This is a genomic window from Pseudomonas simiae, from assembly GCF_900111895.1.
GTDB lineage: Bacteria > Pseudomonadota > Gammaproteobacteria > Pseudomonadales > Pseudomonadaceae > Aquipseudomonas > Aquipseudomonas simiae.
In genome coordinates this window covers 302338-317459 of sequence record NZ_FOKB01000002.1, presented here as the reverse complement: position 1 = coordinate 317459, position 15122 = coordinate 302338, and the positions used below count along the sequence as shown (strand labels likewise).

15 protein-coding genes are annotated in these 15122 nt (G+C 62.0%); 9 read left to right on the top strand and 6 right to left on the bottom strand.

The window, feature by feature from the left end:
• Window positions 1–7 precede the first annotated feature (7 nt).
• The 3 genes from BMZ57_RS07485 to BMZ57_RS07475 all read left to right on the top strand — a co-directional run bounded on the left by BMZ57_RS07485 (window position 8) and on the right by BMZ57_RS07475 (window position 3490).
• Window positions 8–1192: an alginate O-acetyltransferase gene (locus BMZ57_RS07485; protein WP_042571679.1), complete on the top strand. Its 1185-nt coding sequence runs from the start codon at window positions 8–10 to the stop codon at window positions 1190–1192.
• A 16-nt stretch (window positions 1193–1208) separates the two neighbouring features.
• Window positions 1209–1865: an alginate O-acetyltransferase AlgF gene (locus tag BMZ57_RS07480; RefSeq protein WP_021491856.1), complete on the top strand. Its 657-nt coding sequence runs from the start codon at window positions 1209–1211 to the stop codon at window positions 1863–1865.
• A 173-nt stretch (window positions 1866–2038) separates the two neighbouring features.
• Window positions 2039–3490, top strand: coding sequence for a mannose-1-phosphate guanylyltransferase/mannose-6-phosphate isomerase (locus tag BMZ57_RS07475; protein WP_010212986.1), 1452 nt, complete (start codon window positions 2039–2041; stop codon window positions 3488–3490).
• A 90-nt stretch (window positions 3491–3580) separates the two neighbouring features.
• Here BMZ57_RS07475 and BMZ57_RS07470 read toward each other — a convergent pair whose 3' ends face one another.
• The gene (locus BMZ57_RS07470; RefSeq protein ID WP_010212989.1) at window positions 3581–3910 is read right to left on the bottom strand and encodes a hypothetical protein; all 330 of its coding nucleotides are present in this window, start codon (window positions 3908–3910) and stop codon (window positions 3581–3583) included.
• Between the two features lie 329 nt (window positions 3911–4239).
• On the opposite strand from BMZ57_RS07470, the gene BMZ57_RS07465 reads away from it, so the two are divergent.
• A complete protein-coding gene (locus BMZ57_RS07465) occupies window positions 4240–4704 on the top strand; it encodes a hypothetical protein (protein ID WP_010212990.1) in 465 nt (154 codons plus the stop codon).
• A 14-nt stretch (window positions 4705–4718) separates the two neighbouring features.
• Window positions 4719–5531, top strand: coding sequence for an SDR family oxidoreductase (locus BMZ57_RS07460; RefSeq protein ID WP_010212993.1), 813 nt, complete (start codon window positions 4719–4721; stop codon window positions 5529–5531).
• On the opposite strand, the gene BMZ57_RS07455 is transcribed toward BMZ57_RS07460, so the two are convergent.
• Entirely contained in the window at window positions 5528–6385 is an 858-nt protein-coding gene (locus tag BMZ57_RS07455) for a LysR family transcriptional regulator (RefSeq protein ID WP_010212994.1), read from the bottom strand. The genes BMZ57_RS07460 and BMZ57_RS07455 overlap by 4 nt on opposite strands.
• Window positions 6386–6496: 111 nt before the next feature.
• Between BMZ57_RS07455 and BMZ57_RS07450 the strand changes: the two genes are divergently transcribed.
• Together BMZ57_RS07450 and BMZ57_RS07445 are read left to right on the top strand one after the other, a co-directional pair.
• Entirely contained in the window at window positions 6497–7681 is a 1185-nt protein-coding gene (locus tag BMZ57_RS07450; protein WP_069672389.1) for an MFS transporter, read from the top strand.
• Window positions 7678–8079 carry a hypothetical protein gene (locus tag BMZ57_RS07445; RefSeq protein WP_010212999.1) on the top strand — a complete coding sequence of 134 codons (402 nt, stop codon included), beginning with the start codon at window positions 7678–7680 and terminating at the stop codon, window positions 8077–8079. The genes BMZ57_RS07450 and BMZ57_RS07445 overlap by 4 nt, the downstream gene beginning before the upstream one ends.
• A gap of 7 nt (window positions 8080–8086) precedes the next feature.
• On the opposite strand, the gene BMZ57_RS07440 is transcribed toward BMZ57_RS07445, so the two are convergent.
• The 4 genes from BMZ57_RS07440 to BMZ57_RS07425 are packed head-to-tail and all read right to left on the bottom strand — an operon-like array spanning window position 8087 to window position 12856.
• Window positions 8087–8947, bottom strand: a complete 861-nt coding sequence (locus BMZ57_RS07440; RefSeq protein WP_021491861.1) for an efflux RND transporter periplasmic adaptor subunit — start codon at window positions 8945–8947, stop codon at window positions 8087–8089.
• Between the two features lie 10 nt (window positions 8948–8957).
• On the bottom strand, window positions 8958–9158 hold the full coding sequence (locus BMZ57_RS07435) for a DUF1656 domain-containing protein (protein ID WP_010213002.1): 201 nt from the start codon (window positions 9156–9158) through the stop codon (window positions 8958–8960).
• The gene (locus BMZ57_RS07430) at window positions 9148–11334 is read right to left on the bottom strand and encodes an FUSC family protein (protein WP_010213006.1); all 2187 of its coding nucleotides are present in this window, start codon (window positions 11332–11334) and stop codon (window positions 9148–9150) included. The genes BMZ57_RS07435 and BMZ57_RS07430 overlap by 11 nt, the downstream gene beginning before the upstream one ends.
• Before the next feature lie 10 nt (window positions 11335–11344).
• Window positions 11345–12856, bottom strand: coding sequence for an efflux transporter outer membrane subunit (locus BMZ57_RS07425; protein ID WP_069672390.1), 1512 nt, complete (start codon window positions 12854–12856; stop codon window positions 11345–11347).
• Window positions 12857–13036: 180 nt separating this feature from the next.
• Between BMZ57_RS07425 and BMZ57_RS07420 the strand changes: the two genes are divergently transcribed.
• Both BMZ57_RS07420 and BMZ57_RS07415 read left to right on the top strand, forming a co-directional pair.
• The gene (locus tag BMZ57_RS07420) at window positions 13037–14005 is read left to right on the top strand and encodes a LysR family transcriptional regulator (RefSeq protein ID WP_010213008.1); all 969 of its coding nucleotides are present in this window, start codon (window positions 13037–13039) and stop codon (window positions 14003–14005) included.
• Window positions 14006–14129: 124 nt separating this feature from the next.
• Window positions 14130–15104 (top strand): 2-hydroxyacid dehydrogenase, encoded by a 975-nt coding sequence (locus BMZ57_RS07415; RefSeq protein ID WP_069672391.1) that lies wholly within the window; start codon window positions 14130–14132, stop codon window positions 15102–15104.
• The last annotated feature ends 18 nt before the right edge of the window (window positions 15105–15122 follow it).

The window sequence follows — 15122 nt, the reverse complement described above, 5'->3', positions numbered from 1 at the left end:
GCCGACCATGACCCGTTCATTACGCGTCCTCTATATCGGCCTGTTCCTGGTGCTGCTGCTGGCCCTGGGCGCCTGGTCGCTGCGCAGTTTCTTCGGCTTCAGCACCAATGCCGACGCCACCGTGCTCAACGGTCGCTGGACCAAAGCCGTCGAGACCCACTACGACGACGAGTTCCCGATCAAGCGCATCGGCACCAACCTGTGGGCGGCGCTGGACTACAAGCTGTTCAATGAAGGCCGTCCCGGTGTGGTGCTGGGCCGCGATCACTGGCTGTACAGCGACGAGGAATTCAACCCCGCCGTCAACGAAGACCAGAACCTTGAAGGCAACTACGCGCTGGTCGAAGGCGTGCGCCAGAAACTCAAGGCCCAGGGCATTCAACTGGTGATGGCGATCGTGCCAGCCAAGGTGCGCCTTTACCCGGAACATTTGGGTGAAGTGAAACCGGCCAGCATCCACGCCAACCTGTACCAGGACTTCCACGCCCGTGTCGCGGCCGACAAGATCATCGCCCCGGACCTGCTCGGCCCATTGCAACAGGCCAAGCTCGGCGGCAAGCAAGTGTTCCTGCGCACCGACACCCACTGGACACCGGACGGTGCCGAAATCGCTGCCAAGCAGTTGGCCAAGACCATCGCCGACAAGACCCCGCTCCACGGCGAGCCGCAGCGTTTTATCACCGAAGCCGAGAAGACCGAGCCGCATAAAGGCGACCTGCGTCTGTTCCTGCCCCTGGACCCGCTGTTCGAAAACCTGATGCCGCCGAAAGAACCGCTGGAAAAACGCGTCACGCACCTGGCCGAAACCCAAGGTGACGATGCCCTGTTCAGCGACAGCGAAACCCCGGTGGCACTGGTGGGCACCAGCTACAGCGCCAACCCCAACTGGAACTTCGTCGGCGCCCTCAAGCAAGCCCTGGGCAGCGACGTGGTCAGCTACGCCGAAGACGGCCACGGCCCGATCCTGCCGATGCTCAGCTACCTCAAAAGCGATGACTTCAAGAACAAACCGCCCCAGGTGCTGATCTGGGAGTTTCCTGAACGTTATCTGCCCGTGAACAACGAAATCGGTGATGCCGACCCATCCTGGGTTGCGCAGCTTAAACAAGCCGGTTCGCGCCAACAGAACATGGCACTGAACACCCCAGTTAAAAACCAAAAATCCGAGACGCCCGACCGGGCGCAAAACTGAAAGAGAGGTAACTCACATGACTTTCACTACAACTCCTCGTCGTCTCGCTAAAACCCTGGCTATCGCAGCCGGCCTGAGCTTCGTATCGATGTCCGCCTTCGCCGGTGGCGACGCCGCCCTCTACGGCCCTACCGCGCCAAAAGGTTCGAGCTTCGTGCGGATCTACAACGCCAGCAATCAGGAAGTCAGCGCCACTGTCGGCGCCACCAACCTGAGCGATGTCGCACCACTGGCCAGCAGTGATTTCAGCTTCATGCCCGGCGGTGACTACAGCGCCAAGGTCGGCAGCCAGACCGTGCCGGTCAAACTCGCCGCCGACCACTATTACACCCTGGTCAACAGCGGCAGCGGCCAGCCACAGCTGATCGAGGAACCACCGTTCAAGAACAAGCAGAAGTCCCTGGTGCGCGTGCAGAACCTCAGCGACAAGGCCCTGACCTTGAAGACCGCTGACGGCAAGACCGACGTGGTCAAGGCAGTCGCTGCCAAAGGCCGTGGCGAGCGCGAAATCAACCCGGTGAAGGTCAGCCTGGCGCTGTATGACGGCGACAAAAAAGTCGGCGACGTGAAGCCGGTGGCCCTGGAACGCGGTGAAGCGGCGGTGCTGTACGTCACCGGTTCCGGTTCGAGCCTGTCGCCAGTGTGGGTGAAACGCCCGGTGTCGACCCGCTGATTATTTCCCTGAGGGAGCCGGGCTTGCCCGCGATGCAGACGACTCGGTTTGTCAGATGCACCGAGCTGATGCCTTCGCGAGCAAGCCCGCTCCCACAGAGACCGAGACAAAAACAAGAGTGAAACGACAAACCTTCGTAGCTCTGACCCAAATCGATTCAAGGAGAAACACCCATGATTCCAGTCATCCTTTCCGGTGGTAGCGGCTCACGTCTTTGGCCGCTTTCGCGTAAACAGTTCCCTAAACAATTCCTGGCCCTGACCGGCGAGCACACGCTGTTCCAGCAAACCCTGGAGCGCCTGGTGTTTGAAGGCATGGACTCCCCAATCGTGGTCTGCAACAAGGACCACCGCTTCATCGTCAACGAGCAACTGGCCGCGCGTAAGCTCGAAAGCCAGCGCATCCTGATGGAACCGTTCGGCCGCAACACCGCGCCGGCCGTGGCCCTCACCGCGATGATGCTGGTCAATGAAGGCCGCGACGAGCTGATGCTGGTGTTGCCCGCCGACCACGTGATCGACGACCAGAAAGCCCTGCAGCGTGCGCTGGCCCTGGCCACCGTGGCCGCCGAGCGTGGCGAGATGGTGCTGTTCGGCGTGCCGGCCACCCGTCCGGAAACCGGTTATGGCTACATCAAGTCCACCAACGATTCGCTGCTGCCCGAAGGCGTGAGCCGCGTCGAGCAGTTCGTGGAAAAACCCAATGAAAAACGCGCCATGGAGTTCGTCAAGAGCGGCGGTTACTTCTGGAACAGCGGTATGTTCCTGTTCCGCGCCAGCCGCTTCCTCGAAGAGCTGAAAAAGCACGACCCGGACATCTACGACACCTGCCTGCTGACCCTTGAACGCAGCGAACAGACCGCCGACACGGTGTCCTTCGACGAGGCCACCTTCGCCTGCTGCCCGGACAACTCCATCGACTACGCCGTGATGGAAAAAACCCAGCGCGCCTGCGTGGTGCCGCTGAGCGCCGGTTGGAGCGACGTGGGTTGCTGGGCCTCGCTGTGGGCCGTCAACGACAAAGACGTCCACGGCAACGTCAGCAAAGGCGACGTGGTGATCCAGGACAGCCGCAACTGCATGATCCACGGCAACGGCAAACTGGTGTCGGTGATCGGCCTGGACAACATCGTGGTGGTGGAAACCAAGGACGCGATGATGATTGCCCACAAGGACAAGGTCCAGGGCGTCAAACAGATGGTCTCGACCCTCAACGACCAGGGCCGCAGCGAAACCCAGAACCACTGCGAAGTCTATCGCCCGTGGGGCTCCTACGACTCGGTGGACATGGGGGGGCGTTTCCAGGTCAAGCACATCTCGGTCAAGCCGGGCGCGTGCCTGTCGCTGCAGATGCACCACCACCGCGCCGAACACTGGATCGTGGTCAGCGGCACCGCTGAAGTCACCTGTGACGAGAACGTGTTCCTGCTCACCGAGAACCAGTCCACCTACATCCCGATCGCCTCGGTGCATCGCCTGCGCAACCCGGGCAAGATCCCGTTGGAGATCATCGAAGTGCAATCGGGCAGCTATTTGGGCGAAGACGACATCGAGCGCTTTGAAGATATCTACGGTCGCTCGACGCCGGTTGAACGTGGCGTGTCGGTGAAAACTATCGCGCAGTAAAACAGTCGTAAAAGAAGCCCCCGTCCAGCCGACTGCGTCCCCTATCCGCAGCCGGTTGGGCGGGGGCTTTTTTATTGCACCGCCAGCCCGTTACGACGCCGGCCTGCTCCCCCAATTCGACGGGGAGTAGGCGTTGTAGTTACCCGTGTTGTTCGTGGTGCTGTCCGCGCTGTCGTATCGGCTCTTGCCAAATTCCTGAGCAGCCCTGCCGCCATATACCAAACCGGCGCCAACGGCTTTGCTCAACAGACCACCACTCATGCCAAACCTTTTCCCAAGACCTTCTGCGGCAGCCCCACCCACCATCAGTCCAGCGCCCTTCGCCTTTTCTTCGGGGCCGCCACGTAACGCTGTGGGGAAAAGCGTCGCAGCCCCTTGCAGCAGCGTTTGCCCCAGGTTGGTCAATTGTTGGCTTTGCATGCGGGGCTGCGCTTGAGTGTCATGCTTTACGTTCGCTTGATTCGATGTTGCAGCGCTGCTCGGCGCTGGCGCAGATTGAGGTGTGAGAAGAGAGGAAGCCACTGACGACAGTGCTGACGTGGCAGCGGGTATAAGCACGGCTGAAGCAATCATAGTTCGTCTCACTTGATCAGACTGGGGTTGATACCCTCCTGGGCAATCTGCATGTCCCTATGCTGGATTTGTGGAGAAAAGGCATTGTGCGGTTCCCTCATGAAAACAGAGACTCGCCATAGGCATCCAGGCCATCGCGCAGGTAGGATGGGTTATCCGCATACGAGACCGTCCTCATGTTCTTCGGCGTCCTACTGATCATCACCTGGTTGATCCTGCTGCTGCGCTACCCGGCCAAAGCCTTGCCGGTATCGTTGGCCGCCGCCGTCGGCCTGGGTTTCGTAGCCATCTGGGTCGTCTGGCTGGATAACCGCGAAGCCTCCCAACTGGCACGCCTGGAACTGCGCATCAGCTATGCCCCCCAGGAATGCCCTGCGGACCGTCCGCTGAAACTGACCCTCAACAATGGCAACGATGTGCCCCTCACTGAGCTGCGTTGGCGCGTCGCCGCCTATGCACCGGGCGACTCGGTCAACCTGGCCGACAACGTCTATGCCGCCCCACGCTATCGCGGCCCTGGCGAACTGCAAGCCGGCGGCACCTGGGACGATTGCTTGCCAACCCCACCTTTACGCCCCGGCTACCGCCCGCAAACCCTGGAGTTCCGTGCCGAGCACCTGCAAGGCAGTTTCTCGGACTGATGAAGGATCGATCCATGCCCAACGTACTGATCACCGGTTGCTCCAGCGGCATCGGCCGTGCCCTGGCTGACGCTTTCAAGGCCACAGGCTACCGCGTGTGGGCCAGCGCCCGCCGTGCGGAAGACGTCGCCGGTTTGTCGGCCGCAGGCTTTAACGCGGTGCAATTGGACGTCAACGACAGCGCCGCCCTGCAACGGCTGGCCGAACAACTGGGCGAACTGGATGTGCTGGTCAACAACGCTGGATACGGCGCCATGGGCCCATTGCTCGACGGCGGCACCGAGGCGATGCAACGCCAATTCGAGACCAATGTGTTTTCCATCGTCGGCGTCACCCAGGCGCTGTTTCCGGCCCTGCGGCGCAGCAAGGGAGTGGTGGTGAACATCGGCAGTGTTTCCGGTGTGCTGGTGACCCCGTTTGCCGGCGCCTACTGCGCGTCCAAAGCGGCCGTGCATGCCTTGAGCGACGCACTGCGCATGGAACTGGCACCGTTTGGCGTGCGGGTCATGGAAGTGCAACCCGGCGCGATCAACACGAGCTTTGCGAAAAACGCCGGCGCCCAGGCCGAACTGTTGATCAATGAACAGTCGCCGTGGTGGCCGCTGCGCGATGGCATCCGGGCGCGCAGCCAGGCGTCCCAGGACAAGCCGACGCCGGCCAACGTGTTCGCGGCGGATGTATTGAAGGCCGTGCAACAACCACAACCGCCCCGCCTGCTGCGTTCGGGCAATGGCAGTCGCGCGTTACCGTTGATGGCAGCGTTGTTGCCCAAGGGGTTGCTGGAGAAGGTGTTGAAGAAGCGCTTCGGGCTGGCCGGTTCGCTCTAACCCTTCATGAAATCAATAAACGCCCGCACCTTCAGGGGCAAATGCCGAGTGTCCGGATACATCGCGTAGACCCCTTGCGGGGCAAAACGATGGTCCGGCAACAAGCGCACCAGCCTCCCGGCCTCCAGATCGTCCTTCACCAGCCATTGCGGCAACACTGCCACGCCATGTCCGCGCACGGCGAAGGCCTGGAGCACGGCTGCGCTGTCGGCGACCAGTGACGCGTGGCCGGGGCGATAGAGATGTTCGCCGCCTTGGGGATCGGTCACGCGCAACTCCGTCAATCGGCCATGTCCCAGCTTGGGCAACTGTTCCAATTCATCCAGTGTACTCACCCCGCCCAACGATGGCGCCGCCACGGCAAACACGTCGAACGACGACAACTGCACCGCACGGTGATTGGAATCCAGCAGGCGTCCCAGCCGAATCGCCACGTCAAAACGCTCGGAGATCAGGTCTGCATGGGTCGAGGAGGTGGATAAGTGGATGTTCAGGTCTGGATGCAGGCGGCGGAAGGCTTCGACAGCCGGGGCAACCACGGCCAATGCGTATTCCACAGTGGTGGTAATGCGCAGCGTGCCTTTGAGTTGGGCATGCTCCGAACGCGCCTCTTCCACCGCCAACCGTGCTTCTTCGAGCATGCGTGTGCAGCGCACGTAGAAACGCTCGCCGGCATCGGTGAGCGCCAGTTGCCGGGTGTTACGGGTCAGCAGGGTGACGCCCAGCTCCGCTTCCAGGCGCTTGAGGTTGAAGCTGACCACGGCGCGGGTCTGGCCCAACAAGTCGGCGGCAGCGGTAAGCGAGCCGGCCTCGACCACGGCCTTGAAAGTGTCGAATCGGTCCAGGCTGACCATCGGCGGCGCCCTCCTTTGTCAAAATATTTTTGACAAACTAACAGGCAAACCGACGTTTCCCAAACAGCATGCGCGGCCTACCCTGCCCGCTTCATTCGCAGGATCGCGCTCATGACCTACCGCTCGAAAGTCGCCTGGATCTTTTTGCTGGGCTTTGCCCTGGACCTGGTGAACATGTTTGTCGCCACAGTCGCCTACCCGGATATTGCCCGCGAACTGCAGGCTTCGGTCACTCAACTGGCATGGATCAGCAACGCCTACCTGCTCGGCCTGACGGTGATCATTCCACTGAGTGTGTGGCTGGCGGCGCTGATGGGCGAAAGAGCCTTGATCGCCGCCAGCCTGCTGTTGTTCGCCGGCGCTTCGGTGATGGTGGGCCAGGCGAGTTCGATTGAAACGCTGATCGGCTGGCGCGCCCTACAGGGGCTGGGCGGCGGCTTGCTGATTCCGGTGGGACAGGGCATGGCTTACCGGCATTTCCCTGCGGCTGAGCGCAGCCAATTGACGGCGCGCGTGATGTCGGTAGCACTGCTGGTGCCGGCGCTGTCCCCGGCGTTGGGCGGGTTGATTGTCGACAGCCTGTCGTGGCGCTGGATCTTCTACGCCAACTTGCCCCTGGCGTTGATTACCTTGCTGCTAACCCTGCTGTGGATAACGCCCGATGTGACGGCCAAGCTTCGTCCGAAGCTGGACGTGGGCAGTATTTTCCAACAAGTGCGCAGCCCGATGTTGCGCACCGCCATGCTGATCTACCTGTGCATCCCCGGCGTATTCATCGGCACCAGCCTTATCGCCATCCTCTACTTGCGCGGACTCGGCTATGACGCGACACAAACCGGTGCGCTGATGTTGCCCTGGGCCCTGGCGTCGGCGCTGGCGATTTTCCTCAGCAAACAACTGTTCAACCGCTGTGGCCCTAAGCCGTTGTTGCTGGCGGGCATGGCGCTGCAATGCGTCGGCATATTGTTGCTCAACGCGCCAGCCCTGATCATCCCTGCCTACCTCTTGATGGGGTTGGGTGGCAGCCTGTGCAGCAGCACCGCGCAGACCCTGGCCTTTGTGGATATCCCCGCCGAACGCATGGGCCACGCCAGCGCCCTGTGGAACATCAATCGCCAAGTGAGCTTCTGCCTGGGCGCGGCAGCGCTGAGTGCATTGTTGTCGGCCTTGGATTCTTTCGCCATAACCTTCACGATGGCGGCAGCCTTGACCCTGCTGCCTCTTTTTGCAGTGCTGCGCCTGGATGCATCCAGAGTACGCTCACTGCTTCACCCTGCCAGCGAGCCTCACCGATGATTGATTACAGCGACTTTTTCGAAGAAGTGATCCAGACCCACGTGGAGATCGAGCAATGGTTTGCCGGGGTTGCGCCTGAGGGCACCTTGCAGACCTTGCTCGCTCGCTTCTCACCGGAATTCAGCATGGTTGCCCCGGCGACCGGCACACGGGTCAATGCCGCCGGGGTCAACGCCCTGTTCACGCGTTTGGGCGGCATGCGTCCAGGGTTGAAGATCACCTTGAGCGAAATGACCGGCATCGATCGGCATGCACGTGGCGCCACGGTGACCTATCGCGAACATCAGCTCGACGACAGCGGCACCCGCACGGATCGCCGCGCCACGGTAGTGTTCGAAAAGCAGGCCAGTGGTGCGCTGCTGTGGCGCCATTTGCATGAAACGTTTATTAAGGCTTAGCGCCGGTTCAGTTTTGTGTCTGGTCCACAATCACGGTACAGGTGATCCCCGCCGCCAACAACACCCCTTCCGGCACCTCATCGATGTGAATCCGCACCGGCACCCGCTGGGCCAGCCGCACCCAGTTGAAGGTCGGGTTCACGTCGGCGATCAGCTCGCGGCTTTCGGGGTTGTCGCGGTCGTAGATACCACGTGAGATGCTTTCCACGTGGCCCTTCAGGGTCTCGCCGCTCATCAACTGCATATCGGCTTTGTCACCGACCTTGACGTGGGGCAGCTTGGTTTCTTCAAAGAAGCCGTAGACCCAGAACGAGTTCATATCCACCACGGCCATCTTGGCTTCGCCGATACGCGCATAGTCACCGCGATGCACATTCAGGTTGGTGACATAACCATCAACAGCCGCCACCACTTGCGTGCGCTTCAAATTGAGTTCGGCCGCTTCCAGTTGCGCCAGCGCGTGTTGGTAATCGGCCAGCGCTGAGTCGGCGATGTTGCTGGCGTCGTCGCGGTTTTCCTTGGAGATCACCAGGGCGTCCAAATCGGCGCGCCGATGAGCGTTGACCTTGCGCATTTCCCAAGTGGCTTTGCGCGAAGCCACCAGCGATTGCGCCTGCTTGACGGCAATGCGGTAGTGCTCGGGATCGATCTGCATCAGCAAGTCGCCCTTCTTCACCAACTGGTTGTCACGCACCGGCACGTCGACCACCTCACCGGTGACGTCGGCCGCGACGTTGATGATATCGGCGCGCACACGGCCGTCTCGGGTCCATGGGGTTTCCATGTAGTGCACCCACAGCGTACGGCCAATCCAGATCGCCAAAGCCAATACCAGCAAGGTCGCGAGCAGGCTGAAAAACTTTTTCATCGGGGGATTCTCAACGGTAGACGGTCAGCGCCAGGGCGCCGAACAGGCAAACAAACAGGCTCAGGCGCAGCAACGCCGGGTGCCAGAAAAAACGGTACAGGTCAAACCCGGCCAAACAGCGATCAAGCGCCCAGGCCAGCACAGCTGCGATCAGGAACATCAGGGTCATGGTCGGCATATACACGCCGTGGAAGGCGATTTCACGAGGCATGCGTGGCTCCTTGCGTGGCACCTTTAAGAGCGGCCAACGGCGATTGCGGGTCCAAAAGCGAGGTGCGGATAAAATGCAGGTAGCTTTTCACCCGGCGCAGGGCCGAGGTGTCGAAGTGCGGGGCGAAGGGTTCGTCGGTGGCCTGCACACGACTGATCGCATGGTCGACGGCGATCAGGCCACGCTCCAGGTTGCTCGCGCTGGGTTGCAGGAACAGCCGCACCAGCGAGCGGCCCATCACGCGGATGGCTTGGCGCCACGGCTGGGATTCGGCGTACGCCGGGTGCACCGGCAGCATCGCCTGTTCCTTGCGCAGTTCGATAATCGCGTGGCCAACCTCCAGCACCACGAACATCCAGCGCAGCAGGTCGCGCTGCACTTGCGGCTGGCCAACAGCAAGACCATAGGCCTGGTGCAGCAAATCACGGGTGCGGCTTTCAAAGCTCGACGCCAGCCCCTTGAGTTTGCCGCTGATCGCGTACACCACCTGCTCGCGCAGGTCCTGTTCGAGGCGGCGCCACAACCAGCGGCTGTTGGGCGGCAGAATGATCGCGCCCGCCGCCGCGCACACCAGCATGCCGAGGATCATGGCGATGTAGTCGTTGATAAAGGTGTAAGGGTTGTAGACCGTCAGGTTGTCCGGCACCGAGCCGGTGCTGAAAAAGATCAGCAGCCCTACGCCAACACCCGCGTATTGCGGGCGCGAAGCGAGGAACGCGCCAAAGATGATCACCGGGGCAAGCATCACGCACAGCAGCGGGAAGCCGTCGATCCAGGGGAACACGAAAAACATTTCGACAAAGCCCACCAGGGCCCCTATCAACGTTCCGCAAGCCATCTGGAACGCCATGCGTTTCGGGTTCGGCGTGGCGGCGGACAAGCCCACGGTGGCGGCGGCGATCAGGGTCATGGTCGCGCCGCTGGGCCAGGCGGTGGCCACCCAATAACTGCCCAGTACCATCAGGATGAATGACGCGCGAATCCCCGAGGCAGCGCAGGCCAGCCAGTTGGTCTTGGGGATAAAGGTTTCGTCCCATTGCTCGCGCTCATGGCTATGTTCCGCCAGGGAAGCGTGGGTTTGCGCGTAGTTGTGCAGGTCATCGACAAACCGGTAAAGCAGCTCGTAGGCGGTGTGGAAATCCAGCTGCTCGGCTTCACTTGGGTGCTCTTCCTGAAAAGCCGCGCGCAGGCTGCGGACCTTGGCGGGCAGGCCGTCCTTATAGGCGCTGAGTTGGTTGACCAGGCGCGCCGCATCGGGGCTGGTCAGCGCACGGCCGGAGAAACCATCGAGCAGTTCGGCAAGGTCTTGCACGCCGGGTCTGGCGGCGACAACAGGGGCCGCTTCATCCGCGCGCAACCGCTCCAGCAACTGATGCAAAGCATTGAAGCGCGTGGTGATGCTCATGAATTCGCTGTTGAGGCGACTGAGCCGGCCGTTGCGCCGACGCATGTGCGGGTCTTCAAACACCGTGACGCTGCGCAGTCCTTCAAGGCCCACCGCTTCAGCGATAAAACGCACGTTGCTGGCCTCGAAACCTTCACGTCGACTGCGTCCGCGCAGGCCATCGGTGACGAACAGCGCAAACACGCCGAAGCGCTGGTACAAGGCGTTGCGCATGGCGGCGCTGCTGGTTTGCGGCAGAATCGCGGCGCTGACCAGCGTGGAGCACAGAATCCCCAGGGAAATTTCCAGCACCCGCCACACCGCCGCCATGAACGCGCCGTCCGGATGGGCCAGGGCCGGCAGGCCAACCATCGCCGCCGTATAACCGGCAAGCACAAACCCATAGGCGCGGAAGTTACGGTTGCGCGTCGCGCCGGCGGTGCAAATGCCCACCCAAATCGCCAGCGCGCCGAGGAATAACTCGGTGTTCTGCGCAAACAGGGCAATCAACAACACCATCACCGCCGACCCCGCCAGGGTGCCGAGGAAGCGATAAAAGCTCTTGGCGAACACCTGGCCGCTCTGGGGTTGCATCACGATAAACACGGTGATCATCGCCGTGCGCGGTTGCGGCAGTTCCAGGCGCATGGCCAGCCACAGCGTCAGGAACGCGGCGACCAGCACCTTGAAGATATACACCCAGGTCACGCCATCGCTGCGTGCCCAGTCGAAAAAACCACGGCGCCATTCAAGGGAATGCAGCCAGCGCAGCGGTGCAGGCAAGGGAGTCATCGAATCCTACTCAGTGATCAAACACGGCCAGCGCCGCCGGGGTCTTGCTCGGGAGGGTCTTGGCATCTTGCGGTGCGTCGTCGCCGGCGCCGAGGCCGCCGCCCAGGGCCGTCACCAGTTCGGCGTGGGCGCTCAGGCGAGCGGCCTGCACCTGTTGCTCGATTTGTTGCTGATGAAACAGCAAGGTCTGCGCATTCAGCACATTCAGGTAATCGGTGAGGCCACGTTGATAGGCGATCATCGCGATGTCGTAGGTCTTCTGCGCCGAGGCCACCGACTGCGCGGCGAAGGTGGCTTGCTTATCCATGGATTCGCGGCGGATCAATTGGTCGCTGATACCCTTGAGGGCATTGACCAGGGTCTGGTTGTACTGGGCGACAGCGATGTCATAGCCCGCGCTGGCTTCGCCCAGTTCCGCACGCAGGCGGCCGCCGTCGAAGATCGGCAAGGTGATCGCAGGTCCCACGTTGTAGTTGAATTTCTTGCCCGCCAGGAATTCCAGCATGCCGCCACCGGTGGCCATGTATCCGAGGCTGCCGACCAGGTCGACATTGGGGTAGAAACCGGCATGGGCCACATCGATGCCACGGGCCTGGGCCGCAACTTGCCAGCGGCGGGCAACCACGTCCGGGCGCTGGCCGAGCAATTGCGCGGGCAGGCTCGACGGCAATTTCAACGGCGCGGCCAGGGACAGGCTCGGGCGCTGCAACTGCGCGCCCTCCCCGGGTCCTTTGCCCGCCAGGGCTGCCAACTGGTTACGGCTCAGGGCGATCTCTTCGTCCAACGCGTCCAGTTGGCGATGGGTTTCCGGCAACGGGGTTTCGGCCTGGCTGACATCGAAGTGGGTGCCGATCCCGGCGTTCAGGCGTGTGTTGGCCAGGTCGAGAATCTGTTGCTGTTGCGCCAGGGTCGCTGCGACGATATCGCGGTTGGCGTAATGCAACGACAACTGGATATAGGCGCGCACCACGTTGTTCTGCAATTCGAGCTGGGTCTGGCGCGCTTCGGCAGCGCTCATGTGCGCCAGGTCGACGGCACGCTCGGTGGCATTGCTTTCGCGGCCCCACAGGTCGAGGGCGTAACTCAGGCCCAGGCTGGCATTGTTGTCCCAGGTGTTGGCACCGCTCAGTTCGCCAGGACCATAGAACTGATCCTTGGGCCAATTGTGGCGCTTGAGGGTGGTGTCGCTATTGATCTGCAGCGATTCGGCCGACTCGGCGACCCCGGCCATGGCCCGCGCCTCGCGCACTCGCGCGGCAGCCATGGCCATGCTTGGGCTGTGCTGAGTGGCCAGGTCGACCCAACGGTTCAATTGCGGGTCGCCGTAGGCCTGCCACCATTGCCCGGTGGGCCAGTGGGCGTCTTGTGCAGCGTTTTGGATGGCGTCGTCGGTGGCCAGGGTATTGGCGTTGAGGGACTGGCCTTGTGGGGCAATTCCTCCGGTTCCGATGCAGCCGCTGATTGCTAACGATAAGGCCCAAACACTGAGAGTCTTCAGCTCTCTGCTGATGCGACGCGGCACGGCAAGCGACTTCCTGAGGTGATGCGGGGGTAGGTGGCGCAATTCTAGGGGGCGATAGGGAGGACGATAAGCTGGCATTCCTGTGAATCTTTGTTACCGTTCAGGCGATAATCCGTTGGTAGGGATCACTGGACGGCGCAACTTTCTGTCACAATTTGTTATCTCCCCTGAGAACACTCCATGGACACTTTGCAAAATATGCGCGCCTTCAGTTGCGTGGCCGAAGCCGGCAGCTTCACCGCCGCCGCCGTGCAACTGGATACCACCACCGCCAACGTGTCGCGCGCGGTCTCCAACCTTGAGGCCCATCTGCAAACCCGCTTGCTCAACCGTACCACCCGACGCATCGCGCTGACCGAGGCCGGTAAACGCTATCTGCTGCGCTGCGAGCAGATCCTGGCCTACGTCGAGGAAGCCGAGGCCGAAGCCAGCGACGCCCACGCGCGCCCGGCCGGGCAGCTGAAAGTGCACACCATGACCGGTATCGGCCAGCATTTCGTCATCGATGCAATTGCCCGTTACCGCCGCACCCACCCGGACGTCACCTTCGACCTGACCCTGGCCAACCGCGTGCCGGACTTGCTCGATGAGGGCTACGACGTGTCCATCGTGCTGGCCAGCGAGCTGCCGGACTCGGGCTTCGTGTCCCAGCGTCTGGGCATTACCTACAGCATCGCGTGCGCCTCGCCGGATTACGTCAAGGCCAAAGGTTGCGCGCAGCGCCCACAGGACTTGCTCAACCACGCCTGCCTGCGCCTGGTCAGCCCGGTGATCCAACTGGACAAGTGGACTTTCAACGGCCCCGAAGGCCAGGAAAGCGTGGCGATCAATACGTCGCCGTTCCTGGTGAACTCGGCCGACGCGATGAAAACCGCGATCACCAGCGGCATGGGCGTCGGCCTGTTGCCGGTGTACGCGGCCATCGAAGGCCTGCGCAACGGCACCCTGGTGCGGGTAATGCCCAACTACCGTTCCCAGGAGTTGAACCTGTACGCCATCTACCCATCGCGCCAATACCTGGATGCGAAGATCAAAACCTGGGTGGAATACCTGCGTGGCTCGCTGCCGGAGATTCTGGCGGCGCATCAGGCGGAGTTGGTGGCGTATGAATTGAGCGGCAGCCTCAGCGGCGCTCGGTTGGCGAACTGAGGGCTATCAAACAACAGCTCCCGCGTTTTGGACTGTGCCCACTTTGGTTCAGGCTGCCCTGACAATTGTCGGCAGGAATGTTAGCGTGCTTGGCATTCTTCCGTAGTCGATGAGCCCGCCTGCAATGAAAAAGACTGTCCTCGCCTTCAGCCGCGTCACCCCGGAAATGATCGAACGCCTGCAACAGGATTTCGAAGTGATCGCGCCCAACCCCAAGCTGGGCGACATCAGCGCTCAATTCAATGAAGCCCTGCCCCACGCCCACGGCCTGATCGGCGTGGGCCGCAAGCTGGGGCGCGAGCAGTTACAGGGCGCGAGCAAGCTGGAAGTGGTGTCCAGTGTGTCGGTGGGCTACGACAACTACGATGTGGCGTACTTCAACGAACGCGGGATCATGCTCACCAACACCCCCGACGTGCTCACCGAAAGCACCGCCGACCTGGCCTTTGCCCTGCTCATGAGCAGCGCCCGCCGGGTGGCCGAACTGGACGCCTGGACCAAGGCCGGCCAGTGGAAAGCCAGCGTCGGCGCGCCGTTGTTCGGTTGCGACGTGCATGGCAAGACCCTGGGCATCGTCGGCATGGGCAACATCGGCGCAGCCGTGGCCCGGCGTGGGCGCCTGGGGTTCAACATGCCGATCCTGTACAGCGGCAACAGCCGCAAGCCGGCACTGGAGCAGGAACTGGGCGCGCAGTTTCGCAGCCTGGATGAGCTGCTGGCCGAAGCGGATTTCGTGTGCCTGGTGGTGCCGTTGAGCGACAAGACCCGTCATCTGATCAGCACCCGCGAAATGGGTTTGATGAAATCCAGCGCGATCCTGATCAACATCTCCCGCGGCCCGGTGGTAGACGAGCCGGCGCTGATCGACGCCCTGCAAAACCAGACCATCCGCGGTGCCGGGCTGGATGTGTATGAGCAGGAGCCGCTGGCCGAGTCGCCGCTGTTCCAACTGAGCAATGCCGTGACTCTGCCGCACATCGGCTCGGCCACCCACGAAACCCGTGAAGCCATGGCCAACCGTGCTCTGGACAACCTGCGCAGTGCTCTGCTGGGCCAACGCCCGCAGGACCTGGTCAATCCGCAAGTGTGGAAGGGCTGAAATAGGCCGTGTGTGGGA